This is a genomic window from Haloarcula vallismortis ATCC 29715 (assembly GCF_000337775.1).
In the GTDB taxonomy this organism is placed as follows: Archaea; Halobacteriota; Halobacteria; order Halobacteriales; family Haloarculaceae; genus Haloarcula; species Haloarcula vallismortis.
In genome coordinates this window covers 130,989-154,859 of sequence record NZ_AOLQ01000042.1, presented here as the reverse complement: position 1 = coordinate 154,859, position 23,871 = coordinate 130,989, and the positions used below count along the sequence as shown (strand labels likewise).

The 23,871-nt window shown below is 62.4% G+C and carries 22 protein-coding genes; 15 read left to right on the top strand and 7 right to left on the bottom strand.

The genetic code is table 11. The features are described 5' to 3' along the window. Positions 1-58: 58 nt before the first annotated feature. Together C437_RS11390 and C437_RS11385 are read left to right on the top strand one after the other, a co-directional pair. Entirely contained in the window at positions 59-1,462 is a 1,404-nt protein-coding gene (locus C437_RS11390) for a short-chain fatty acid transporter (protein ID WP_049919746.1), read from the top strand. A gap of 77 nt (positions 1,463-1,539) precedes the next feature. Then, positions 1,540-2,889, top strand: coding sequence for an MFS transporter (locus tag C437_RS11385; RefSeq protein WP_004517105.1), 1,350 nt, complete (start codon positions 1,540-1,542; stop codon positions 2,887-2,889). A 16-nt stretch (positions 2,890-2,905) separates the two neighbouring features. Here C437_RS11385 and C437_RS21110 read toward each other — a convergent pair whose 3' ends face one another. Beyond that, on the bottom strand, positions 2,906-3,034 hold the full coding sequence (locus C437_RS21110; RefSeq protein WP_275040389.1) for a hypothetical protein: 129 nt from the start codon (positions 3,032-3,034) through the stop codon (positions 2,906-2,908). Between the two features lie 146 nt (positions 3,035-3,180). On the opposite strand from C437_RS21110, the gene truD reads away from it, so the two are divergent. The 4 genes from truD to C437_RS11365 all read left to right on the top strand — a co-directional run bounded on the left by truD (position 3,181) and on the right by C437_RS11365 (position 6,965). Further along, complete coding sequence (truD, locus tag C437_RS11380) at positions 3,181-4,563, top strand: tRNA pseudouridine(13) synthase TruD (protein WP_004517104.1); 1,383 nt, start codon at positions 3,181-3,183, stop codon at positions 4,561-4,563. A gap of 68 nt (positions 4,564-4,631) precedes the next feature. Then, a complete protein-coding gene (locus C437_RS11375; protein WP_004517103.1) occupies positions 4,632-5,327 on the top strand; it encodes a phosphoribosyltransferase in 696 nt (231 codons plus the stop codon). A gap of 395 nt (positions 5,328-5,722) precedes the next feature. Further along, a complete protein-coding gene (locus C437_RS11370; RefSeq protein WP_004517101.1) occupies positions 5,723-6,385 on the top strand; it encodes a ribonuclease HI in 663 nt (220 codons plus the stop codon). 319 nt (positions 6,386-6,704) lie between these two features. After that, positions 6,705-6,965, top strand: coding sequence for a hypothetical protein (locus tag C437_RS11365; RefSeq protein WP_004517100.1), 261 nt, complete (start codon positions 6,705-6,707; stop codon positions 6,963-6,965). Positions 6,966-7,069: 104 nt separating this feature from the next. On the opposite strand, the gene C437_RS11360 is transcribed toward C437_RS11365, so the two are convergent. Together C437_RS11360 and C437_RS11355 are read right to left on the bottom strand one after the other, a co-directional pair. Further along, positions 7,070-9,322: an NADP-dependent malic enzyme gene (locus tag C437_RS11360; RefSeq protein ID WP_004517099.1), complete on the bottom strand. Its 2,253-nt coding sequence runs from the start codon at positions 9,320-9,322 to the stop codon at positions 7,070-7,072. Positions 9,323-9,494: 172 nt separating this feature from the next. Next, entirely contained in the window at positions 9,495-11,408 is a 1,914-nt protein-coding gene (locus tag C437_RS11355; RefSeq protein WP_004517098.1) for a methyl-accepting chemotaxis protein, read from the bottom strand. Positions 11,409-11,536: 128 nt separating this feature from the next. On the opposite strand from C437_RS11355, the gene C437_RS11350 reads away from it, so the two are divergent. The 5 genes from C437_RS11350 to C437_RS11330 all read left to right on the top strand — a co-directional run bounded on the left by C437_RS11350 (position 11,537) and on the right by C437_RS11330 (position 15,307). Beyond that, positions 11,537-12,025, top strand: a complete 489-nt coding sequence (locus C437_RS11350) for a COX15/CtaA family protein (protein WP_004517097.1) — start codon at positions 11,537-11,539, stop codon at positions 12,023-12,025. Positions 12,026-12,095: 70 nt separating this feature from the next. Next, positions 12,096-12,896, top strand: a complete 801-nt coding sequence (locus tag C437_RS11345) for a basic amino acid ABC transporter substrate-binding protein (protein ID WP_004517096.1) — start codon at positions 12,096-12,098, stop codon at positions 12,894-12,896. A gap of 3 nt (positions 12,897-12,899) precedes the next feature. Next, on the top strand, positions 12,900-13,580 hold the full coding sequence (locus tag C437_RS11340; RefSeq protein WP_004517095.1) for an amino acid ABC transporter permease: 681 nt from the start codon (positions 12,900-12,902) through the stop codon (positions 13,578-13,580). Continuing rightward, complete coding sequence (locus C437_RS11335; RefSeq protein WP_004517094.1) at positions 13,577-14,323, top strand: amino acid ABC transporter ATP-binding protein; 747 nt, start codon at positions 13,577-13,579, stop codon at positions 14,321-14,323. The genes C437_RS11340 and C437_RS11335 overlap by 4 nt, the downstream gene beginning before the upstream one ends. 3 nt (positions 14,324-14,326) lie before the next feature. Further along, a complete protein-coding gene (locus C437_RS11330; RefSeq protein ID WP_004517093.1) occupies positions 14,327-15,307 on the top strand; it encodes an amino acid ABC transporter permease in 981 nt (326 codons plus the stop codon). Here the strand turns inward: C437_RS11330 and C437_RS11325 are convergent, their stop codons facing one another. Further along, on the bottom strand, positions 15,308-16,819 hold the full coding sequence (locus tag C437_RS11325; RefSeq protein ID WP_004517092.1) for a replication factor C large subunit: 1,512 nt from the start codon (positions 16,817-16,819) through the stop codon (positions 15,308-15,310). A gap of 99 nt (positions 16,820-16,918) precedes the next feature. Here C437_RS11325 and C437_RS11320 point away from each other — a divergent pair, with 99 nt between their 5' ends. The 3 genes from C437_RS11320 (at position 16,919) to C437_RS20355 (ending at position 18,565) form a co-directional block, all read left to right on the top strand. Further along, on the top strand, positions 16,919-17,467 hold the full coding sequence (locus C437_RS11320) for a type IV pilin (protein ID WP_004517091.1): 549 nt from the start codon (positions 16,919-16,921) through the stop codon (positions 17,465-17,467). A gap of 52 nt (positions 17,468-17,519) precedes the next feature. Continuing rightward, positions 17,520-18,227: a helix-turn-helix domain-containing protein gene (locus C437_RS11315; protein WP_004517090.1), complete on the top strand. Its 708-nt coding sequence runs from the start codon at positions 17,520-17,522 to the stop codon at positions 18,225-18,227. Between the two features lie 170 nt (positions 18,228-18,397). Continuing rightward, positions 18,398-18,565, top strand: coding sequence for a hypothetical protein (locus C437_RS20355; protein ID WP_160163015.1), 168 nt, complete (start codon positions 18,398-18,400; stop codon positions 18,563-18,565). 259 nt (positions 18,566-18,824) lie between these two features. Here the strand turns inward: C437_RS20355 and hmgB are convergent, their stop codons facing one another. Together hmgB and C437_RS11305 are read right to left on the bottom strand one after the other, a co-directional pair. Then, positions 18,825-20,162: a hydroxymethylglutaryl-CoA synthase gene (gene hmgB, locus C437_RS11310; RefSeq protein WP_004517089.1), complete on the bottom strand. Its 1,338-nt coding sequence runs from the start codon at positions 20,160-20,162 to the stop codon at positions 18,825-18,827. Between the two features lie 98 nt (positions 20,163-20,260). Beyond that, positions 20,261-20,947: a hypothetical protein gene (locus tag C437_RS11305; RefSeq protein WP_004517088.1), complete on the bottom strand. Its 687-nt coding sequence runs from the start codon at positions 20,945-20,947 to the stop codon at positions 20,261-20,263. A 181-nt stretch (positions 20,948-21,128) separates the two neighbouring features. On the opposite strand from C437_RS11305, the gene C437_RS11300 reads away from it, so the two are divergent. Further along, positions 21,129-21,875, top strand: a complete 747-nt coding sequence (locus C437_RS11300; protein WP_004517087.1) for a CAP domain-containing protein — start codon at positions 21,129-21,131, stop codon at positions 21,873-21,875. A gap of 16 nt (positions 21,876-21,891) precedes the next feature. Here the strand turns inward: C437_RS11300 and C437_RS11295 are convergent, their stop codons facing one another. Then, complete coding sequence (locus C437_RS11295) at positions 21,892-23,853, bottom strand: Ig-like domain-containing protein (protein WP_004517086.1); 1,962 nt, start codon at positions 23,851-23,853, stop codon at positions 21,892-21,894. Positions 23,854-23,871: the final 18 nt, after the last annotated feature.

Below are 23,871 nucleotides of genomic sequence, written 5' to 3'. Positions count from 1 at the left end.
AGAACTGACAGAATAGTAGCAAACTTTTATGATACATTCGGGCGGACGTGGCAACCGCATGTCGACCAATGACACAGGTGAGACTGTCCTCGAACGTATCGGCTATCGACTCTCGGCGTGGGTGGAACGGTGGATGCCGAGCCCGTTCCTGTTCGCCCTCATTCTCAGCTACGTCGTGTTTCTGGCCGGCGTCGGCCTCACCGGGGCCGGACCAATCGAGATGGTCGGGTTCTGGTACGACGGCTTCTGGGCCTTCCTGACGTTCTCGATGCAGATGGTCCTCATCCTGATGACGGGCTTCGTCGTGGCGTACCACCCCCGCGTCAACGCCGGTATTCGCCGGTTGACGGAGATTCCCAACACCGGGAAACAGGCAGTCGTCCTCGTCGGATTGCTGACGATGCTGCTGGGGTGGGTTCACTGGGGACTGAGCCTCATTCTGGGCGCGATTTTCGCCCGGGAGATGGGCAAGACCGCCCACGAGAACGACATCGATGTCCACTATCCGGTTCTCTGCGTAGCCGGCTATCTCGGCCTCGGCCTTACGTGGCACTGGGGGCTGTCCGGGTCCGCGCCGCTCTTACTCGCGACGGAGGGTAATGAGTTCATCCAGCAGGGCGTCATCGACGTCGTCGTCTCAGCCTCCGAGACCATCTTCCACCCCTACGGCCTCATTTTGACCGGCCTGTCGATAGCCTACGCGCTCGTCGTCCTCTACGTCATCACGCCGACCGGCGACCAGGCACGGGGCATCACGCACTACATCCCCGAAGACGACCTGTTCGAGTCCGCGAGTGATGGCGGCGTGGAAGCGACTGCGACCACCCAGCAGGTTCCGGCCGAGCGAATCAATCACAGTCGCGTCCTCGGTGGGATTATCGGCCTGACCGGCATCGCGATGGTCGCCTCCCAGTTCATTCAGTCAGGCATCGACGCGCTCGGACTGAACATCGTCAACTTCGGCTTCCTGACGATTGGCATCTTCATCTACATGGACCCACAGACCTACCGGGAGAAGTTCGGCGAGGCGGCGACCGCCGCGTCGGGCATCGTGTTGCTGTTTCCCTTCTTCGCTGGTATTCAGGGCATGATGGCCACCTCCGGACTCGCGCAGTTGATGGCCAGCGGGCTCATTTCGCTGTCCACCCCCCAGACGTTCCCGGTCATCGCCTGGCTCACCGGCGCAACGGTCAACATTTTCGCCCCCTCCGGCGGCGGCGAGTGGATCATCCTCGGCCCGCCGATTCTCGAAGCCGCACAGAACCTCGGCGTCCCGGCCGGGCAGGCGACGATGGCCTACGCCGTCGGCGACGCCCACACGAACCTCCTGAACCCCTTCTGGGCGCTCCCGCTGCTCGCCATCACCCGCATCAAGGCTCGGGAGATGTTCGGCTACGCCATCGCGATGCTGCTCGCGCTCACGCCGTTTCTGGCGGTCGTCCTGTTTGTCCTCCCGTACTGAGCAGGGCTGTCTTCTCAGCGAACCGACTGATTGCCCCTTTTTCCAGCATTAAGACCCCGGGGGAACTGTATTCGACAATGGCAACTGAGACAGGGACCGACGAGGACGTTGACCTGCTTGACTCCTTCCGGCAGTTCTTCGCGCTGGAGCGGGACGTGCTCGTGCTCTCGCTGTCGATGCTGGCGTTCAGTCTCGCGTTCCAGATGACCAGCCGGTACATCCCCGAGTACATGCGGATTCTGGGTGCCAGCGCCGGCGTCATCGGCCTGTACGGCAGCGTCGGGAACTTCATCAGCGCGGTGTACCCCTACCCCGGTGGCGCGGTATCAGACCGCATTGGATCGCGACTTGCGCTGACGGCCTTCGCGACGCTGGCGACAATCGGGTTCGGCATCTGGTATCTCGCCTCGGTCATCGGCGATGTCACACTCGGCACGACGACACTGCCGGCCTGGACGCTCGTGTTCGTCGGCCTCTTTCTCGCACAGGCGTGGAAGTCCTTCGGGCTGGGCGCGACATTCGCCATCGTCAAACAGAGTGTCCCACCAGAGCGGCTGGCGATGGGGTTTGCCAGCACGGAGATGTTCCGTCGCATCGGCTTCCTGCTCGGGCCACTGGCCGCCGCGGCGCTGCTTGCGACGACCGCGACGTTTGTCGACGGCTTCCAGCGCGTGCTACTGGTCGCGTTGGCCTGTGGCATCGCCGCGACCGTCGCACAGCACTTCCTCTACGACGCCAGCGAAGACACGCTCGGGAAGTCCTTCGAAGGTATCGACCAGATACTCGCCGACCTCCGGACGATGCCAGCGACGCTCCGACCACTGCTGGTCGCTGATACGCTCGTCCGCTTCGCTAACGGCATGGTGTACGTCTTCTTCGTCATTGTCGTTACTGAGTTCCTCTCCGTGGGTTTCACGGGCTTTGGCGTCCAGCTACGTCCTGATGCTTTCTTTGGTGTCTTGCTCGGCGTCGAGATGGTGATCGCCATCCTCTCGATGGCCCCCGTCGCAAAACTCACCGAGTGGGCCGGGCTCAAGCCCGCCGTCGCGCTGGGCTTTTTTGTCTATGCCGTATTCCCGTTGCTTCTCATTTTCGCGCCGGGTGACCAGTGGGTACTGGTCCTGTTGTTCGCGTTCTCGGGGCTGCGATTTGCCGGCCTGCCCGCCCACAAGGCGCTCATCGTCGGTCCGGCGGAGCAGGACACCGGCGGCCGCGTCACCGGGACGTACTACCTGCTTCGAAATACGCTGGTCATCCCCAGCGCCGCACTCGGTGGGTGGCTCTACGGGAGCGAGTGGGCGGTGGCTGTCGGCGGCGTAGTGCTACAAGCCGGCCCGGAACTTGCCTTCGGCGTCGCTACTATCGTCGGACTGGTCGGCGTCGCCTACTTCATGGCCTTCGGTCGGGAGTTCGAGGCCTACGAGTGAGTCCGCCGGACTGTGCCTACCACTCGTCGCGGGGCGGGAACTCGTCGCCACAGCGTGGACAGTACCGCATCGGTGCGCGGGACTCCTGCCCGTCCCTGTCAAACGTAATTTCTCGTCCGCAGCTCTCACATGCTAGCTTTGGCATCGTGGTGGTCTCCGGTCGCCCGCATAGCCACGACCTGGTCACAGATACGGCGTGTGCCGTGATAACACTAGGTGTCAGCTGAGACACGGACACACACCGAGTCCGCAAGCGCCAGTCATAAGCGCCGAGCCGCGAACAGTCGACCAATGCAAGCGGCCCACCCAATCGAGCGGGCAGTCGGGATGGAGTACTACGTCAGCGACGCCGACGGGGTGGGCGGCCGCCTCCGTGTCTCCCCCGCGGACTTCCGCGTTCGGGAACTGGAAGCGTTCGACACCGAACCGGTCGACGCCGACACCGGCGCGTACCCCCATCTCGTCTTCCGGGCAGAGCTACGGAACTGGGAGACAAACGACTTCGCCAGCAAACTGTCGGACCGACTGGGCATCTCCCGCGAGCGTGTGTCGTGGGCGGGGACGAAGGACAAGCGCGCGGTCACGACCCAACTGTTCTCGGTGAAAGGCGTCACGGCCGAGGACCTGCCGGAGATTGGCGGCACCGACATCGAGGTCATCGGCCGCGCCGGCCGCCCCATCCTCTTTGGCGACTTGGCGGGCAACGCCTTCGAAATCGTCGTCCGTGACACCGAGAACACGGATAGTGCTGCCAGCGTGGTTGCTGATCTCCAGGCATTCGCCAGTGGGGGCGACCCGACGGCGGGCGGCGACCGCTCCAGCGACGCCGCGCTCCCGGACGGCGATACGACAGTCGGCGTGCCCAACTACTTCGGCCAGCAGCGGTTCGGCTCGCGCCGGCCGGTCACCCACAAAGTCGGGCTGGCAATCGCCCGCGGCGAGTGGAAGGACGCGGTCCTCGCCTACGTCGGGAACCCGCACGACCGCGAACCCGAGTCGACACAGGAGGCGCGGGCATACGTCGACGAAACCCACGACTGGGCCGGCGCGCTGGACAGGCTTCCCGGTGCGCTGGGCTACGAACGCTCTATCTGTCACCGGCTGGTCGAGAACGGGGCCGACGAACCAGCGGATTTCCGCGAGGCGCTGGAGGCGCTGCCGTCTAACCTCCAGTCGTTGTTCGTCAACGCCGCCCAGTCCTACGTGTTCAATCGCATCCTCTCTGAGCGGCTGGAACGGGGCCTTCCCTTCGACCGACCCGTCGAGGGCGACGTGGTCTGTTTCCGGGACAGCGACGCACCGGAGGACTTCCCGATTCCGGACGCTGACCGGACGCAGGAGGTCACGGCAAAGCGACTCTCGACCGTCGAGCGCCACTGTGAGCGCGGCCGGGCCTTTGTCACCGCGCCGCTTGTCGGGACCGACACTGAGCTTGGCGGCGGCGAGCCGGGCGACATTGCTCGTAAAGTCCTTGACGACCTCGGCCTCGAACAGGACGACTTCGACCTTCCCGGTGCGTTCGACAGCGATGGGACGCGTCGCGCGATACTGCTCCGGACCGACCTCGGCGTTGAGCGCGACGGCGCTGACCTGACGTTCACGTTCTCGCTCCCGAAAGGGAGCTACGCGACAGTCGTCCTCCGGGAGTTCCGGAAGGGCGACCCAGCAGAGTGAGCGGGCGCTTGTGGCGCAAGTGACGCGGAATATGCAACGGTTAAGTCCGGCCACACACGCCATCTCGTATGGGCGAGCTACCGGACGAGTTCTCATGTACCATCACCGACTGGGAGTACATCTACGGCCTCTGTCGAGACGTGGCCGACGACGTGAAGGCCGCCGAGTTCGAGCCCGACGTGGTCGTCGCACTGGCGCGGGGCGGCTGGTTCGGCGGACGCTGCCTCTGTGACTTTCTCGGGCTGGACGACCTGGCGAGCCTGAAAGTCGAACACTACGTCGGGACCGCGGCGAAAGGTGAGGAGGCACAGGTCAAATACCCGCTGGCCGACGGTGCGGTCGAGGGGAAGGACGTGCTGGTCGTCGATGACATCGCCGACACTGGCCAGTCCATCGAGACGGCCGCGGAGTGCGTCCGCGACCGAAACCCGAGCAGCGTCCGAACGGCGACACTCCAGTTGCTCCAGACCAGCGACCACGAGCCTGAGTTCGTCGGCGAGCGCCTCGACGAGTGGACCTGGGTCGTTTACCCCTGGAACTTCGTCGAAGACATGGTCGAACTCGTCGCTGGCGTCATGGAAAAAAGCGGTCAGGAGACTCACACTGCGGACGACATCCGCCGTCTGCTTCAGGAGTACCACGGCGTCAACCGGACGAACCTAGAGATCGCACAGCCGAACCGGCTGGGCGAGGTTACCACCGAGATGGAGCGGCGCGGTGTCGTCGAATCCGTCGGCGAGGGCTGGCGACTCGCCGACGACTGAGCAGGGCAGGCGCGGTAGCCCGACAGGTATCGCTCACGCTCGCTAGTCTCGCCATCCACTACTGCTAGGTGCAATATACACCTCCGCTAGTCACGACAAAAACGCGATTAGCGACGAGTGCGCCCGTCGTCCCGAACGTACTCTAACGCACTGACGAACAGCTCTGTGTCGACCCGGTCCTCCGATTCTTCGAGTCGTTCACGAATTTTCGTTGGAGTCATGTGTATTGGTAACATAGTTCTACATCGATATAACTCTTTCTCACCGCCTAACATATTCGACGCGGACAGGTCTGACATGGCAGCAATGCCGTCCGGGAGGCTGTCCATACCGCCGCACCGGAACGACCCCCGTCGAGGGAATATATTTATTATCCTGCTTACCCAACGGAAACTATGGCCGCTTACGGCCGGCCGTCACTTCGAGACCTGTTCGATGAATCACCGACGCCGCACATCGCGCATCCGCCGCGGAGTCACCATCGAGACTTCTACATCGCCACAGACGGGTCGTTCAGACCCCACAACGGCACGACATCGCCCAACAGCGATTCGAACAGCTCGACAGGCGGGCTGGGTGTCGTCGTCGAAACTCTCGACGGTGAACGCGTCGTCAGGCTGTCGGTCCCCGACACCTGCCCAGATAACAACGTTGCGGAGTATCGGGCGCTCCATCTGGGGCTCGATGTGCTTGCGAGACGGGCTCCACCCAACGCCCGTGTCGGCTTACTCATCGACCACGACCAGCTCGCTGAAAACGTGAACGCGGAGGTACTGGCCTCTCATGGCTCTGCCTATGACCCGCCACACTCCGTGTCGGTCCCGCCGGCGACAGGACTGCACTGGCGCGGGATTCAGGCACGCATCAACGGGTTCGGCGAGGTCCGTGCCGCACGGATCTCCGGCGACCGCAACCCTGCTCATCCGCTGGCGAACGCACCGGACCAGTACGCACACGTCAACGGCGAGCCGGACCGGTGTGTCCTCCCTGACGCGCCGACCGTCAACGAACGCGTCCCGCCGCCGTCACGCGCGGAGCGTGGCGGCGCGTCGGACTAACGAGACGGACTGATACGGTATCGCACTTTTTGACATAGCCGTCGACAGTGGTACGTAGCTGCATCATTCCTCATTCAGCGCACAGCCGTCGTGCTTGAAATATCACATACAACCGCGGCTCCGAGAGAAAACCAGACGACAGGCAGAAATTATCGCAACTGAGTGCTGCGGAGCTCTCCTTCAGTCGCTGTCCGTGCAAGATAATCTCCATAAGTTATGGAAATAGTCGTACCGATTATCGTGTACGTTCAGGGAACGTCACACAGACCAAATTTTATATATTAGAAATTGGATAGTATACGGTGGGAGGTGAGCTACGTTGAGTACCAGAACCGATGGACCGGACGGTTTCAGCGGACAGTACGTCGAGCAACTATTGCCGCGTCAGTCGCCGACGCGGCACGACCTCGTCCTCGCCGTCATCCCCGCGGTGTTCGTCCTCACGCTCGCCGCCGCGTTCGTTCTGGACCTCTCGCGTCAGGCGGCAATCGCTGGCGGATCACTTGTCGGCGCTGTGACGGTCGTCGATGCGCTCTTCATCCACCCACCGACCCGCGGTCAACGGCGAGACGACACGTGACATCGCGTTCCGGCGGCGGGCCTGAACGCTGAGCTTTCTGACAGGTGACTCCATCTCAGTTCGACAAAAGCAGTCGTCGGTACGTTCAGACCGAGCGGCGCTTGTTACTCCTGTTGAGCGTCGACGACGGCAACGCCGGCGAGGTTCACGATATCTTTGACCTCGTCGCCGCGCTGGAGGACGTGGACCGGTTTGTCCATGCCGACGAGCATCGGTCCGATGGCCTCAGCGCCGCCCAGTCGCTGGAGGAGCTTGTAGCCGATGTTCCCGGCTTCGAGGTTGGGGAACACGAGGACGTTCGCGGGCTCGTCGAGTTCTGAGAACTCGTAGGTGTCCTGCAGGATGTCCTCGACGACGGCGGTGTCGGCCTGCATCTCGCCGTCGACAGGGAAGTCCACGCGGTCGTCGTCCTGTAGCCGGGACACCGCTCGGCGGATCTTCTTCGTTCCAGGGTTGTCGACGCTGCCGAAGTTCGAGTACGACAGCATCGCCGCTCGCGGTTCGACGTTGAACCGCCGGGCCAGTTCCCCGGTGTGGCGCGTGACCTCCTCCAGGACGTCCGCGTCGGGGGCCTGATTGACTGTGGTGTCGGCACAGAAGATGACGCGGTTCTTGAACGTCAGCATGTACACCCCGGCCGCGTAGTCGGCGTCGTCGGCCGTACCGATGACCTGTAGCGGCGGGCGCAGGGCCGATGGGTAGTGGTGGGTCAACCCGGTCAACATTGCGTCGGCGTCACCCATCTCGACCATCACGCTGCCGAGGTAGTTCCCGTCCCGGACCAGCTCCTCGGCCTCGCGGCGCGTGATGCCTTTCCGCTGGCGAATCTCGTACAGTCGGTCGGCGTAGTCGGCCACGTCGGCCGTCTCGGGGTCGACGACGACGGGGTCGAACTCCAGGCCGAACTTCCGGCGCGTGGACTCGATTTGGTCGGCGTCGCCGATGAGGACCGGTTCGGCGATGCCCTGCTCGACGAGCTGGTAGGCCGCGCGGATCATCTTCTCGTCGTGGCCCTCGGCGAGGACGACCCGCTGGGGGTCGCTTTTGGCCTTGTTGAGCACGACGCGCATCATCTCGCGGGACTTCCCGAGTCGGGCTTCGAGTTGCTCGACGTAGGCGTCGGTGTCGATTTCCGTTCGCGCCGCGCCGCTCTCGATGGCGGCTTCCGCGACCGCGGGGGTCACCTCGAAGAGAACCCGCGGGTCGAGCGGTTTCGGGATGATGTAGTCGGGGCCGAACTGCAGCGGCTGGTCGCCGTAGGCCTTGACAACCTCGTCGGGCACGTCCTGTCTGGCGAGGTCGGCCAGCGCTCGGGCCGCTGCCACTTTCATCTCCTCGTTGATTTCGGTCGCCCGCACGTCGAGCGCCCCGCGGAAGATGAACGGGAACCCGAGGACGTTGTTGACCTGATTCGGGTAGTCAGAACGGCCGGTCGCCATAATGACCGTGTCGTCTCGGGCGGACTTGGCGTCCTCGTAGGCGATTTCTGGGTCCGGGTTCGCCATCGCGAAGATGATTGGGTCGCTTGCCATCGACCGCACCATCTCCTGATCGACGATGCCGCCGACGGAGAGGCCGACGAACACGTCGGCCCCGTCCATCGCGTCGGCGAGGCCGCCCTCCGGAATATCGCGGGCGAACTCCTGTTTGAATCGGTTGAGGTCCTCGTGGGTCGCTCGTTCCTCGGTGATGATACCCGAGGAGTCACACATCGTGATGTTGTCCTTCGAGACGCCCAGCGAGACGTAGAACTTCGCGGAGGCAATCGCGGACGCTCCGGCCCCGGAGAAGACGACCTCTAGATCTTCCAGTTCCTTCCCGGCGATGTCGGCCGCGTTGACCAGCGCCGCACCGGAGATTATCGCGGTGCCGTGTTGGTCATCGTGGAACACCGGGATGTCGAGTTTCTCGCTGAGCCGGCGCTCGACTTCGAAACACTCCGGGGCGGCGATATCTTCGAGGTTGATACCGCCGAAGGTCGGCTCCATTGCCGCCACTGTCTGTATCATCGCCTCGGCGTCGTCCGTGTCCAGTTCCACGTCGAACACGTCGATGTCGGCGAACCGCTTGAACAGCACGCCCTTGCCTTCCATGACCGGCTTCCCGGCTTCCGGTCCGATGTCGCCGAGGCCGAGCACCGCCGAGCCGTCGGAGACGACGCCCACGAGGTTCCCTTTTGCGGTGTACTCGAAGGCCCGCTCGGGGTCTTCGTCTATCTCGTTACACGGTGCGGCCACGCCCGGCGAATACGCTAGTGAGAGGTCACGCTGCGTGTTTGTCGGCTTTGTCGTCGCAATCTCTATCTTCCCCGGCGGCTTGCTCCGGTGGTACTCCAGTGCGTCCTCGTCAAGTCCCATACCCGGATGTCGAACCCTACTGTAAAAAAGACAAGTTTACCGTCAACGGACGAGCGGTACAACGACGGTTGTCGAATGTCGGCTGGTTACAGCGAATTTTGCCCCGGTCGCGTCCCGTCAATTGGAAAATATCCTCCGCCGGGACAGCAGCGTGCTGGACCGTCTTCGGCCCTCAGTTCGTATTCGTCAGTTCCCCGACCCTGTCCGTCAGCTCGGTGACCGCGTCTTCCTGCCGGTCGGTCGCCTTGACGATTTCCTTCGTCGCCGCTTCGGCCTCTTGGGCGTGGTTCTGTGCGTCTTCGACCATCGAAGTCACGCTTTCGATAGCGCTCGCCTGATCGTCGTTGGCGTCGGCGACCTCTTGGATACCCCTCGTCGCCTCCTCGACGGCGTCGGAAATCTCGTCTAGCGAATCCAGTGCTTCCTCGATCTCGGACTCTGCACGCTCGACCTGCTCGTGGGATGTCTCGACCATTTCGGCTGTCTCGGTCGCCTGGTCCTGAATCGTGGTGATGCTCGTCGAGATCTCGGAGGCGTACTCGCTCGTCTCATTCGCGAGTGTCTTCACCTCGTCGGCCACGACAGCGAACCCGCTCCCGCTTTCACCAGCCCTGGCCGCTTCGATGTTGGCGTTCAGCGCGAGCATATTCGTCTGCTCCGCCACGTCGGCGATTATCTCGACAATCTCGCTCACCTCGTCCATCTGGTCGTCGAGGTCGGTGACGGTGTCGACGAGGGCTTCGCTCGTTTCGGCGAGCCCGTCGGTGACGTCCATGACCGCTTCACCGGCGGCTGACCCGTCTTCTGCGGCTGCCTTCGCGCGCTGTGCTGCTGACGCCACTTCGCTTGACGTCGCGGCGACCTCCTCCATCCCGGCCCCGATGTCCTGAATGTTGTCAGCCGCCTTTGTGAGGGAGTCGGTCTGTTCGACAACTCGGCTCTCGACAGCTCCCGCGGACGAATTCGCCTGTTCGATAGTGACCGCGAGTTGCTGTGCCTGTTCGTCCACCTGATCCGCTAGCTGCTCGACCCGTTCAGCCATATCGTTGAGCGAGCCGACGACTTCGTACAGCTGATCGTCGACGTACTCGCCGCCGTCAGTCCGGTCGAACGACGCTCGGGCGTCGAGGCGGCCGTTCTTGAGTGCAGCCATGGTCGATTTGACCTCATCGACCAGACTCGTCACGGCTTCGTGGCGGTTGGCCTCGTCAGTTCGGTCCTGAACCATCTCGACGACCGCGATGAGTTCGTCCTCCGCATCGTAAATTGGGGCCGCGCTGAACGAGATGTGGCGTTCGGTCCCGTGCTGGTCGGCCATCACGCTCGTGTCGCGGTACAGCGTGAAGTCCTCGTCCTCGACCTTCGGCACGTCGTACTCTCTGTGGGTCGTCTCCGGGGCGTCGAGAACCTTGTCGGCGAGGGTCTTCCCGCGCCGGCCGTCCGGATAGAACGCCATACTCGCCATCTCCATCTCCTTTGCTTCAGCCTCGGAGACGCCCGTGAGGTTTTCGATAGAACTGTTCCAGCTGAGGATATCACCGTTCGTGTCCAGTACAAAGAGCGGCGTGCCGATATGCTGCAACACGTCGTGATAGTCGAACCCCCCGTTAGCGCCGCTTTCAGCCCCGGACTGAGCGAACGCATTGATGCCGGCCTGAGAGACCGATTGTGTCGTCTTCAGCCCTTCGTGAAGCTCGGCCTCGACAGCGTCGATAGTAGTCTGTGCGTCCGGGCCGAGTTCATCCCGGAGCTGTTCGAACGCACCTTCGACGAGCGATTCGGCGACAAATCCCTGGGTGGCGATGAACTCCCGCTGGCTTATGCCGGCGGTTTCGTATTCGTCGATCAGTGCTCGGAGTTCGTCAGGTTCGAGTTCGAACTGCCGCTCGACGTGCTGTGTCCCAACAGCGGCCTTATCGGGGTCGTCGAAGCGGTCGTTGAGGCGTGGCGAGTTCGGGTCAATGGCGTCGGCCAGAAAGCGAGTCTGCCCGTCACTCGCGATGAATCCGCCGTCCGCCCGTCTGGCCGCAGCGTCCGGAGAACGGGACCGCTGGCCGTAGAAATAGGTGCGGATCTGGTCGAACATGGGGTAGCTATGTTACATTGGATAACAGCTGTAGATAAAGGTGACTCCGAGAATATCAGTAAAGATAATAGTGTTCCGTGGCCGAACGGGAAAAGAGAGCATAAGTACGTGCAACCGAAGCTCTAGGTATGACCACCCGTTTCCGCCGACTGGTGGCGACGACGACGGTGCTGACGTTCGCACTCATCCTGCTCGGCGTGTACACCGGTGCTATCGGTGCCGGGCTGACCTGTGAGGCACGCTGGCCGTTCTGTGACGGCTGGATGGGGCTGTTCCCCGCAAACTGGGCGAGCTTCGTCGAGTGGTTCCACCGCTTAGTCGCAATGATTACTGGGTTCGGCATTCTCGGATCGACAATCGCCGCGTGGCGCGGCGAGTACAGCCGGCGGATCAAGCTCGCAACAGGCATCGCCACGGTCGTACTCCCAATGCAGATTCTCCTCGGCGCGAACACCATCTTCAACTTCGGTGCCACGGCGCAGGTACTCCACCACGGGGCCGCACAGCTCATCTTCGGGTCGATGGTCGCGGCGACGGCGTGGGCCTACACCGACACGGCAGAGTCACCGTCGGTGCAATCGGCCGACAGCCAGCACGCGGCACGCGCCGACGACTGACCACGACCACGAATACCACCCCTGTGGGTAACACGTAAGATATATTCCGGTCTGTCGTGTGGTGAGGACTATGTCAGACGACGGCCTTTCACGACGCCAGTACCTCTCCACGGTCGGTGGAACCGCAGTAACTGTCTCGCTCGCCGGCTGTTTCGGCGGCGGTGGCGGTGACGGTGACGACGGTACGACCGAAATCACTGCCGGCACCGCGCCCGGGTTCCCCCCGTTCGAGATGAAGCAGGACGGCGAACTCGTCGGGTTCGATATCGACCTGCTCGAAGCGGTCGTCGACGAGACCGACTACACCCTGGCCGGCTGGGAGGAGTACGAGTTCAAGTCCCTGATTCCGGCGCTGACCAACGAGAATATCGACGTGGTCGCCGCAGGCATGAGCATCAACGACGAGCGCGACGAGACTATCGATTTCACCGACCCGTACTACAGCTCGAACCAAGCCATTGTCGTCCGGGAGGACGGCGACTTCTCGCCGGAATCGCTGTCGGACCTCTCCGGCCGTTCAATCGGCGCACAGAAGGGTACCACCGGCGAGACGACGGTGCAGGACGAACTCATCGAACCGGGCAATCTCGACGAGTCGAACTACAATTCCTACGGCAACTACGTGCTGGCAGTCGAGGACCTCCAGAACGGTAACATCGACGCCGTTGTCATCGATGAACCGGTCGCACAAACTTTCGCCGCCCAGCGTCCGGTCACCATCGCCTTCACCTACGAGACGGGCGAGAACTTCGGGTTCGGCGTCCGGGAAGGCGACGACGAGTTCACGCAGGCACTCAATGACGGGCTGTCCACTGTCAGGGACGGAAGCACCTATCAGGACCTGACGAACAAGTGGTTCGGCCAGCAGTAACCGATGCCACCGCTCCCGTTGCAGAGTGACTGGGCGTTTGTCGCCGGGAACCTCGACCTGCTACTCGCAGGCACGGGTGTCACGGTCGGCCTGACAGCCGCGAGCATTTTGCTCGGCTTTCTGCTCGGCTTTCCGGCGGGAGCCGTCGAAGTGTACGGCCGCGGCCCGCTCAAACGCGCCGTCGAGACGGCCGGCGTCGTCCTTCGTGGAACGCCGCTGCTCGTCATCATTATCCTCCTGTTCTTCGGGCTCTCGGTGTCGAGCAGCGCCTTCGTGACGGCGACCATTGCGCTCGGGCTCCGGAGCGCCGCGTATCAGTCACAGATCTTCCGCGGCGCGCTCCAGAGCGTCGACGAGGGACAACTGGAAGCCGCTCGCGCCATCGGCATGGGACGGCTTCAGGCCATCCGGGGCGTCGTTGTCCCGCAGGCGCTCCGCCGGAGTGTCCCCGGTTTCCAGAACGAGTTCACGATTGTCCTGAAAGACACGAGTATCGCAATCGTCATCGGCCTCGGCGAACTGCTAACTGTCGGTCAGAACCTCTATCAGGGCGGTCAGAGCACCGCTGCGCTTGAGATTTTCCTGACTGTGAGCCTCATTTACTTTGTTCTCACGTTCGTGACGAACCGCTCGCTTGACTATATCGACGACCACTTCAGCATCCCCGGAGGTGAGCGCGCATGAGTCCTCCGCTGCTGGAACTCGACGACGTGTACAAGTCCTACGGCGAGGAACAGGTGCTCTCCGGCGTCAGTTTCGAGATGGACGCCGGCGACGTCGACGTGGTCATCGGTCCCAGCGGCAGCGGGAAGTCGACGATGCTCCGCTGTGTGAACCGCCTCACCGAGATCAACGGCGGCGACATCTACCTTGACGGTGACTGCATCACCGACGCCAACACCGACGTGAACGAACTCCGAAAACAGGTCGGGATGGTGTTTCAGGATTTCAACCTCTTTGCCCATCTCACGGCACTCGAGAACGTCACACTTGGCCTGCGGAAAGTCCGTGGCATGGACAAAGCGGCAGCGCAAGAGAAAGGCTACGAGCATCTGGAACAGGTCGGGCTGCTGGACCAGGCCGACTCCTACCCCGCCGAACTCTCCGGCGGCCAGAAGCAGCGCGTCGGCATCGCTCGCGCACTCGCCATGGACCCGAAGCTTCTGCTGTTCGACGAGCCGACCAGCGCGCTCGATCCGGAACTCGTCGGCGAAGTCGTCGAGGTAATGCGCGATCTCGCCGCCGAGGGCATCACAATGCTCGTCGTGAGCCACGAGATGGGATTCGCGCGGTCGGCGGCGTCGGATATCATCTTCCTCGATGACGGACGTATCGTCGAACACGGCCCGCCGGAACAGCTGTTCGAGAACCCACAGGCGGCCCGCACCGGTGAATTCCTCAGCCGTCTGACTCACGAGGGGGAGTGACCGATGGGGACGCCGGAGTCCACGACTACCGGACGGACAATCCGGGGCCGCGCCGCCGGGCTGACCGACCAGCCGCTGACGCTGCTTACTGTCGCCGTCTTCTGGACGTGGCTCGTTGTGCGCTGGACGAACGACTTCCTGCTGGACGGTGCGCTCATCGAGCGCAACACGTCGTTCTTCCCGACTGCCCCGTTCGAGTCGGTTGCGTCGACGCTCGGTAGTCTCGCTTCGAGTCTCGGTCCGGTCGGATTCCCCGTCGGTTGGGTCGCCGGCTTCTTCGAGTTTCTGGCGGCATCAATTCCCTACTTGCCGCAACTGGCAACCGGCGTGTGGGCCACGATACTGCTGACGGTGCTCGGCATCGCGCTTGGGTTCTTCATCGCCGTCCCGCTCAGCGTCGCTCGGGTGTACGGCGGGAGCGCCACCCGCTCGGTCGCACTGGGCTACACTGAGTTGTTCCGCGGGACGCCGCTGCTCGCACAGCTGTTCGTCCTCTATTTCGCGACGCCGCTGACGGCGATCATCCGTGAACTGCCCACGGTCGGGACCGGATTCATTCCTGCACAGGCGTTCTGGGTGGCCGTTATTGCGTTTATGCTCAACAGCGCCGCCTACCAGTCGGAGTACATCCGGTCGGCGTTGAACTCTGTTCCTGAGGGACAACTCACCGCCGCGCGCGCCATCGGCCTCTCGAAGGTCGACGGAATACGACATGTCGTCCTACCACAGGGCCTGCGCTACGCGATTCCGGGCTGGTCGAACGAACTGGTGTACCTCATCAAGTACTCGTCGCTTGCGAGTTTCATCACCGTCCGCGAACTGTTCGAACGGACCGATGCCATCGCCAGCGAGACCTACCGGTACACTGAGCTGTTCGTCCTCGCCGGCCTGTTGTATCTGGCGCTGGTGCTCTCGGCGTCGCTCCTGATGGAATACGTCGAAGACCGGGTCGCGATTCCCGGTCTCGGGACGACCAGTCGATGACTACATAAAATCAGAAAGGCCGGACTGCTGATCGTCGTCTTCGGCTGTCTCGCTCGCTGATGCCGTCTCGTCGTCGGTATCGGTATCGGACTCGCCACCATCGTCGGCCGCGAGCGTCACCTGCTGTTCGCCGCTCTCGTCGCCAGCGCCGGGATCTGAACTATCGCCATCTGCATCGCTCTCTCCGTCCCCGCCTTCCGCACTCGCACCCTCGAAAACCCCGCCCGAGTGTTCGACGGCGGCTTCCTCCTTGAGCGCCTCGGCGTCGGCGACGATGTCCTGCACCTTGTTCGTGTCTTTGCCGGAGCCAGTGACGAAGGACACGTGTTCGGCCTCCATGTCGTAGGTTGCCGCCATTGCCACTGTCAGGTCTCGGTTCCGACAGTGGTGAGTCATCGTCGAGAGGAACGGCATGATCTCCCGGCGGGCAGTCCGCATCGAAACGCCGTCGATAGCGGCTATCTGTTGGGCGACGTAGTCCCGGGTGTTGCGGGTTCCTTTCGACCGGCCGAGCTTCGACCAGTAGCTTGGCGGGCCATAGCGGGTCCAGCCGCCCTTGGTTCCGTCTCGCGCCGCGGCGACGCCGGCGGTCATGTTGTCGCCGGCGTACCGCCAGAAGGAGTAGTTCTGGGTCTCGCGGACACGGCCGAGCCACTGATCGGCGTTCGAGAGGAACTCGTAGGCCCGAACCAGTTCAGCGCCCTCGTAGTCTTTGGGCATGTTGTCCTCAATCCAGTTGATGAGGTCGTCCGGCGTCTCGTCCACGTCGTAACTGGCCTCCAGAGCCTCCTGTGCGCCGGCTTCCTTGAGCACTACGTCAAGGTACTCGAAGATGCCCTCGGTCGTATCGCGCTCGCCGGTCACCACGTCGTCGGCGGTCAGCCGCTCCGTCGTTTCAGCGATAGCTTGGAGGTCTTTGACCGCACCGCGGAGGTCGCCGCTGTTCTGTTCGGCGAGTTCCTGCAGCGCGTCGGACTCGTATTCGACGCCCTCCTGGCGACAGAGATCACGGAGGACAGGGACGATAGAGCGGGGCGAGACATCACGGAACTCGATATCCTGACAGTTGTTCCGCAGGCCGTTCGACATCTCGTAGTACTCGTTGGCGATGAGAATCATCGGCTGGCTGGCCTCCTTGACCAGCGCAGTGATGGCCCGAGCCCCGCCGCGGTCGGCGTTGCCGTGGATGTTGTCCGCCTCGTCCATGATGACGAGCCGACGGCCGCCACCGCCAGCAGTCAGCGTCCCGGATTTGGCGGCCTCGCCGGCCACCCGGTTGATGACGTCTTTCGTCCGGGAGTCGCTGGCGTTGAGCTCGATGGTCGGCCACCCCATATCGTTTGCCAGCGCGTGGGCGGCCGAGGTCTTCCCGATGCCCGGGGACCCGTGGATGATGACCGCCTCGCGGTGGTCGTCCCACGTGTCCGCCCATTCCTTGAGTGCGTCGCGGGCCTTGTCGTTGCCCCGCACCTCTGATAGCGTCGTCGGGCGGTATTTCTCCGTCCAATCCATTGGGTCGTGATTGGCGCGACCGGCGTTTAGGGATTGCGGAGCGGTATCGGTCCACTGCTGGGGTTTTTGAGACAAGGCGGGACATAGAGCGTGACACCAGTGGTCCTACAGAGCCCCGATCAGCACTGTCGCGGCGTCAGTCCCGTCATCGGCGTGGTCCTCATGCTCTCGATCACCGTCCTCTTGGCTGCGACAGTCGGCGGGGTTGCGCTCAGTGCGACCCCTGATCTGGGCCATCAGACGCCGACCGTCGCCCGCTCGACAGGAAATTTCGTGACTGGCCCGTCGGGTGGATGCGGCGCGAACACGGTGACGATTCGACACGCCGGCGGCGACCCGGTCCCAGCCGACGAACTGGAAATCGCCGTTCAGCTACCGGACGCACAGGCCCGAATCACCGACCTCCCGGTCTCCGGGACGGCGCTGTCAGCGAGCAACACTGACGACCCGGACAACGCCATCTACGACTACTGTGTCGGCGGTATCGTCGCTAATGGCGGCCAGCGGTGGTCAGCGGGCCGGGCGATCACTTTCCAGTTGAACGCCGGTGGTGGAACCGTCGAACCGGGCGACAGCATCGAAGTACGTGTCGTCCACGCTCCCTCAAACGGCGTCCTTGCTGCGGTCGAACTGACCGCTCGCCGGTAAGCGCCTGTGGTTCCGATACCCTTTTATTCGCGACCCCCCAGCGTGTGAACTAATGGCAGGGGGCGCACGCGACGACCTCGCGGAGAAAATGGCGGGTGAGGTGGCACTGAGCGACGACCCAGGGGCGACCCTGCGGAAGTGGCGCACTGACTTCGACGTTGCACAGACCGAACTCGCCGACGAACTCGATGTCTCCCCGTCCGTGGTCTCGGACTACGAGAGCGGGCGGCGTGACAACCCCGGTATCGGGGTGGTCAGGCGACTCGTCGTCGCATTGCTTGACATCGACGAGAACCGCGGCGGCGACCACATCCGCCAGCACGCCCGCGTGCTCTCGGCCGGGTTCGACAGCGATGTCGTCCACGACCTCCGCGAGTACTCCGCCAACGTCGGCGTCGAGCGCGTCTATGATGCCATCGACGCCGAGGAACTGTTCCGCGGCAGCACGGACACCGTGGCGGGCCACACTGTCATCAACTCCATCGCCGCCATCACGCGGCTCTCTTCGGACGAGTTCTACCAGTTGTATGGCCAGTCGACCAACCGTGCGCTCGTGTTCACGAACGTCACGCGTGGCGAGTCCCCGCTGGTCGCGCTCCGGGTCGTCTCACCGACGCCCAACGCGGTCATCCTCCACGGACTCGACGACGAGGCCGTCTGGGAACACGCTCAGGACCTCGCTCGCATCGATGACTTTTCGCTGGCGATCACCAATACCGGTCTGGAGGACTTGCTGGGCGGCCTGCGAGACCTACCCTGAACGACCCGGTTCTGGCCGTACTATTTCAGGCCCGTCGACACACATTCTGGAAGACGACTATTGTCGTGAATGTGACCCCTTTGTTCATCAGACGGCGTGACACAACAACTCCGTAGGACTGCGAAGGTATCAATGAATACTACTTTGATAACGGAGTGTCACATCCGTGCATGGTGCAATTTGGCTTCCTTCTCGTCTGGGCACTCGTCGGTTTCGGATTCGTTGTTGCTGCCTCGTTCGTCGGTACGATGCTTGCGCTTCACTACTACGACAGTAATGGGAGTCTCTCTGTGTCGCTCGACAGCATCATTAGCCGACTCAACAACGATACCCGGTAGTAGGGTGCCACGTACTGTTCACTACGGCATGAATAGGACTCCGGGTATTCACGGCACCTGACAGCGCGCTTTTTGCTACTCTCCGGTCGCTGCTCTGCTTGCGTATATTATGTTCGCGCCCCTCGCCTGCTCACGGGTCGCTACACTCCTCGTTCGCTATCCGAGATCTTTCGCTTTGCTCGCGCCTCTCGCTACTCCTCCGCGGCTTCCTACGTCGCCGCTCCAGTTCGAGAGCCGCTCACTCCGTTCGCGCCTCTCGCTACTCCACGTACCGATATTTCCGTTCACCCATGCGGCCCCAGCCGTCGAAGGCAAACTCGTTTTCGGGGGCAGTGAATTCCTCGACGTCGGTTTCGGTTTCGTGATTATGGACGTCGTGGACCTGCTCGTACTCGGCAAATGAGAGGTCATAGCGGTTCCGAATCTGCTCGTCGATATCGAGCGCGCCGATCTCTTCCTCCCAGCCGGGGACAACGGTCTCAGCGTGGACTTCTGCCTGTGCACCGGACCCGTAGGAGGCAACTAACAATCTGGCATCGTCCAGGTCCAGTCCGTTCTCACGGGCGTGTTTCAGCCCGGAGGCACGGGCGATGTGGACGGAGCCGGTGTACCAGTTGCCGACCTCGCGGGATATCTCGAGCGTCGGCTCGATAGCATTACTGTACCAGTCCTGATAGCGCTCGGTTTCGGTGAGAGCGTCGGTGTACTCCTTGATTGCCGCGTGGAACTCGTCGTCTGTCTCGAAGTCTGAGCGCATGGGCTGGTGACCGATTTCCTCGGCCATCAGATCGCCCACGTCGGTACCACGGATGATGTGACGGTAGCCGAGTGCAGCGGCTTTCCGGACCATCCCCGGGAACGGCGTGTGGAACGGAATCATCTCGTAGTCGCCCGGGTGGATGTCGCCGGCCACCTCGGCGAAGTCCTCCAACGCCTCGCGCATACGGGCGAGGTAGACATTCACCGAGCGCTTTCCGTCGACGGACGGGAACTGCTGGTTCGGTTTGAGGAAGTCAGTCTCGTCGGCGCTACCGTACCCCTGCTCGGTCGACAGCTCGACCAGATTCGGGTCTTCGTCGACGAGCATCGCCACCGCGCCGGCCCCTTGTGTCGCCTCGCCGGGGTCGTCGCGGGCGTATAGCGCGGTGTCGGTCGCGATGACGAGCGCGGCCCGACCGCGGTTCCGCCCGGCACGGATCCAGTTGTACGCGTCATCGAGGCTCTGTGTCCCGGAGATGCAGGCGAACTTCCGCTCGCCCTTGTTGGCGTGGTGGAAGTTCTCGTCGTACACCTGTTCGAGACAGCCCGCGATGTACGTCGAGACGGGCTTTGAGTTGTCGAAGGCGCTCTCGGTCGCTACGTCGATACGGCCGATGTCATCTGGTGTCAGCCCCTTGCGCTCCATCAGGCGATGGGCCGCGTTCGCTCCCATCGTAACGATGTCCTCATACACGTCGGGAAATGATGACGCGCGCAGTCCCAGTCCCTTCGTGTATTTCCCCGGATCGTCTCCCTGAGCCGGTGCGAACGTCTCAGCGAGGTCGAGTTTGAGCTTCCCGGTCCAGATCTCCATGGCGTCGATACCGACTGCAGTCATGGGTCTAACGTCAGGACGGACATATATGGGCTTGTCGACTGGTCTTTCGACGATTGACTAGTACTGCGCCGACGGGCGGTACGCTATCCGTGAGGCGGTTACTCGCTGGGTGCTGGTTCCGTACTGAACGAGAAATCGACCAAGCATTCGCCTTCGAGACTGTCGTACGGTTCACTCGGTGACGGAACGGCACGCGACCAGTCGGTGTTGTTCACCACGAGTCGATACGTTCCCCGCCCGATGGTAACCCGGTTGTCGCGGATGTTCGTCGTGTGGAACCGTGACACCTCACCAGCGTGCCGGGCGCGGTGGCGGCTCTGGAACGCCCGGTACTCTTCCTCGGTGAACAGAATAATGTCCACGGCCGGGCCGCGCCGGACAATAAGATCGTAGGTGAGCGTTGTCTGGCCAGTCACGTCAACTGTGAAATCTTCGTACTCGTTTTCCTCCAGTCGGAACGTCGTATCGACCGACCGGTGGTTCGGCTCGGGCGTCGGCGTCGGTGTCTCGGTTTCGACCTGCAGACGTGCCGACGGCTCCGTCGAGTTGTTCGTCTGTGACGCCCCGCCGGGCTGTCCTGTTGAACTGTTCGCCGAAGTAGCAGCACTATCTGCCGCTGGCGTCGAGGTGGTACTGACACGCTCAGCTGTAGCAGTCCGCTGTGACGCTGTCAGTTCCGGCACTGGCGTCGTCTCGGACTCCTGTTCAGCTCGATTTCCGAGACAGCCGGCGGAGAGCGCGGCAAGCACCGAGGCTCCGAAGCCGCGCCGCGACAGGTCACCCATACCTCAGGACACTCATGCACAGTAAAGATGTTTACGGGCAGGTTTTCGTCGCTGGTAATCGGAGCGCCGCTACCTCCCAAACATATTTGTGGAGAGAGAGCCGAATCTACGCCGTTCGAGATGGGTCCGAAATAATTGTGTCTCAGATATCATTTCTCGGAACGGGACAGGAACGTTTCATATGAACAGGTCGATCATCGTACTCGGAGGAGTTGTCCTGGCGGCACTCAGTGTCTCGGGACTTGCAGGGGTAGCGGTCGAGGGCACGCTCGGCGCGGACGCGACCCAGCCAGCCCCAACGGAGTCCGCGGAAGCGCCGTCGGCAACGACGCCCCACACGGACAGTGTATCACCCGACACACGCAGTGAGAGGACTGCTGCTGTGGTCACACAGCCCACAGAAGCTACTTCGACGCCGGAAGCGGCACAGGCCACACCGCCAGATCCGGAGCCAGATATCGATACGGCCCGCCTCGAAGACCGACTCATAGCAGCAATCAACGACCGACGCGGTAACCCAATTGCCAATGACGCTTTCGACGGCTCGCTCTCGGATGAGACCAAAACCGGACAGAAGCTATCAGCGATGGCCGGCAACCACAGCGAGCGAATGGCCGCACAGGGGTCGGCCTCCCCGATTGCGAACGGGTCAGACACGACAGACCGATACGCAGCCGCTGGCCTGTCCGAGCGGTGTCGCCTCCGCCACGAAGGGAATACGTACATCCGCCCGGTAACTGACCTCGAACTGGTCACGAGCATCGACCCCAACGGCGCGAACGCGACCCGGACGGCCAATGCCGTCGCCGACCACTGGTTTGACCTCTCCGGCCCCCGCAATACGTTGTACATAGCGAACGCGAACCACATCGGCGTCGGTGCGGCGACTGCCGACGGCGTCGTCTATATCACGGTAAATCTCTGCTGAGGGTTGACAAAGGGCGTTACGGGACCTCTTTGCGTACAGTGTCGGCATTCCCTTCCGAGTCGACGACACGGAGCGAGACCATTGTGCCGGAGTCAACCTTCCTGTTCTGTACCGTCTGGCCGGTTGCATCGTCGAAGATGCCGTCACCACTGAGGTCCCACTCATAAGCTCTAATATCTTCTTGCGGGTCGCTGGACGGGCTGGCATCGAAGTCCCACTTACCGTTCGATTCAGATTTATACGAGGTTATCGTGAAGTCGGCGTTCGGTTGTCTGTTCGTGTTTGCGCCGCCCGGAGTGACCGTGAACATCTTCGAGTCGGTGCCGCCGCTCGATGGTTCGTACGTCACCGTTATCGTGACACTCTCGCCGTTCATGTCTATCTGTCCCCCGAACCGTTCGAACTCGAACAAGTGAAACGTCGCAATCGAGCCGTCGGCCATGACTGGATTTGGCCCGGACAGAGAACGATCTTGATTGTCGACATCGATGACCTGTGGAATGTCTGTCCCGCCACCGAAATCAGTGTAGCCGTCGGTGTCCGCCTCGATGTACAACTCGTTTTCTTGGGGCGCCGGCTCGCGGTCATTTCGATAACTGTCACTAAGATAGTCTATATCTTCGTCTACGGCGTCGACCGCAACTGTTGTTATAGTGATAGTCTCGCCTACCTCATTTGTGACGCTAAACTGCACGCCCCCATCAATGGCACCGTCGCTGTCAAGGGCAAACGCATCCTCGTTGTAGATGAGGCCACTGTTGCCGGACCCGCCACCAGACCCTTGATTCGCTTCTGTCACCGTCACCGGCACTGAGACGTCTTCAGGAGAATCGCCGTTGAACGAACCGAGACCATCGAGACTGAACTGGACGGTATGCGTCCCGGTTCCCGTCGACTGGTCCGCCTCGTAGACGAACTTGACGCGGCCGTCGCTGTCGGAGGACTCTGTATCCGTCGTTAGTGACCCGGTGTTGCTCCCCTCGACCGACCCGTCGACATTGACATCGCTTACGGGGTTGTTGTACGCGTCCCGGACCTCAAGCACGATTTCCTCGCTGCCGCCCTTCGCGACGCTAACATTCTTATTGCCGACAGTCGTGAGGTACGCTTCGCTCTCCTCGGTCACTTTCGTACCGATGCCCGCTTTCGCCATCTTTAGGCGATATGTCTGCCCACGCTCGAAGACGAGTGTAACCTCGTTGAGCGATTCTGGACCCTCGTCGCCGATAACGTCCACGACGTACTCCTCGTTGGTCAAAAGCGTCTCCCATTCCAATGCCGAGAGCCTAGTGAGGAATGTGACTCTGACGTTCGATGTCGCCGTCGCGTTGGTCACACGGACCGTCCGGGACGACTGAGATTTCGGCTCTATATCGACCGTAACCGAATCGCTTGCCGAGCGGCTCAGCGATCCGTTGAGCGCGACGAGCGTGATGTCGCGGCCGTCGACCATCGCCTGTTCGGAGAGCGTGATGTTCCCCTCGCGGAACTGGTTGTAGACGAGCGAGTGCTCGTAGACGGTCTCTGGGGCCTCCCCGTAGACATTATACGCCGGCTTGTAAGCGATGGCCCCCGTGTTGTAGTGCCGCGGCGTGGCTCCGTCCCAGTAATCCGCCGTCTCGGGGTTGACCGCCTCGGCGTTGCGAACCGTGAGATTTTGCGACTCGTTGCTGGTCCCATCAGTGTACAGCAACCCTGAGGGCGGCCCGGGATTTGTCGCCACCAGCCGACTCGGATATCGCGTCCCCAACTGGACCGAGACAGCTTGCCTGCTCGGCTGTCCCGGAACGGACACGATGGCGTTTCGCAGGTCCTGCATCTGCGTCTGGACCTGCTGGTTGTGGTTGAACTCCACTTCCCGGTTTTGCTCCGGCACGGCAAACGCCTGGTACGAGGAGAAGGCGATGATAAGCACGCCGAACAGCAGTACAGCCCCGACCTGTACTGACTGTGCGCGCTCATCGCCCGTGAAACTCATGCCGATGAGTTGCGGAGA

Excerpts from the sequence above, each read along its gene's own strand:
- truD (WP_004517104.1), top strand. The coding sequence starts at position 3,181 with ATGCAAGCGGCCCACCCAATCGAGCGGGCAGTCGGGATGGAGTACTAC.
- C437_RS11335 (WP_004517094.1), top strand. The coding sequence starts at position 13,577 with ATGAGTCCTCCGCTGCTGGAACTCGACGACGTGTACAAGTCCTACGGC.
- C437_RS11330 (WP_004517093.1), top strand. The coding sequence starts at position 14,327 with ATGGGGACGCCGGAGTCCACGACTACCGGACGGACAATCCGGGGCCGC.
- C437_RS11315 (WP_004517090.1), top strand. The coding sequence starts at position 17,520 with ATGGCAGGGGGCGCACGCGACGACCTCGCGGAGAAAATGGCGGGTGAG.
- C437_RS11355 (WP_004517098.1), bottom strand. The coding sequence starts at position 11,408 with ATGTTCGACCAGATCCGCACCTATTTCTACGGCCAGCGGTCCCGTTCT.
- C437_RS21110 (WP_275040389.1), bottom strand. The coding sequence starts at position 3,034 with ATGCCAAAGCTAGCATGTGAGAGCTGCGGACGAGAAATTACGTTTGAC.
- C437_RS11385 (WP_004517105.1), top strand. The coding sequence starts at position 1,540 with ATGGCAACTGAGACAGGGACCGACGAGGACGTTGACCTGCTTGACTCC.
- hmgB (WP_004517089.1), bottom strand. The coding sequence starts at position 20,162 with ATGACTGCAGTCGGTATCGACGCCATGGAGATCTGGACCGGGAAGCTC.
- C437_RS11390 (WP_049919746.1), top strand. The coding sequence starts at position 59 with ATGTCGACCAATGACACAGGTGAGACTGTCCTCGAACGTATCGGCTAT.
- C437_RS11325 (WP_004517092.1), bottom strand. The coding sequence starts at position 16,819 with ATGGATTGGACGGAGAAATACCGCCCGACGACGCTATCAGAGGTGCGG.
- C437_RS11305 (WP_004517088.1), bottom strand. The coding sequence starts at position 20,947 with ATGGGTGACCTGTCGCGGCGCGGCTTCGGAGCCTCGGTGCTTGCCGCG.
- C437_RS11360 (WP_004517099.1), bottom strand. The coding sequence starts at position 9,322 with ATGGGACTTGACGAGGACGCACTGGAGTACCACCGGAGCAAGCCGCCG.
- C437_RS11370 (WP_004517101.1), top strand. The coding sequence starts at position 5,723 with ATGGCCGCTTACGGCCGGCCGTCACTTCGAGACCTGTTCGATGAATCA.
- C437_RS11340 (WP_004517095.1), top strand. The coding sequence starts at position 12,900 with ATGCCACCGCTCCCGTTGCAGAGTGACTGGGCGTTTGTCGCCGGGAAC.
- C437_RS20355 (WP_160163015.1), top strand. The coding sequence starts at position 18,398 with ATGGTGCAATTTGGCTTCCTTCTCGTCTGGGCACTCGTCGGTTTCGGA.
- C437_RS11300 (WP_004517087.1), top strand. The coding sequence starts at position 21,129 with ATGAACAGGTCGATCATCGTACTCGGAGGAGTTGTCCTGGCGGCACTC.
- C437_RS11350 (WP_004517097.1), top strand. The coding sequence starts at position 11,537 with ATGACCACCCGTTTCCGCCGACTGGTGGCGACGACGACGGTGCTGACG.
- C437_RS11375 (WP_004517103.1), top strand. The coding sequence starts at position 4,632 with ATGGGCGAGCTACCGGACGAGTTCTCATGTACCATCACCGACTGGGAG.
- C437_RS11295 (WP_004517086.1), bottom strand. The coding sequence starts at position 23,853 with ATGAGTTTCACGGGCGATGAGCGCGCACAGTCAGTACAGGTCGGGGCT.
- C437_RS11345 (WP_004517096.1), top strand. The coding sequence starts at position 12,096 with ATGTCAGACGACGGCCTTTCACGACGCCAGTACCTCTCCACGGTCGGT.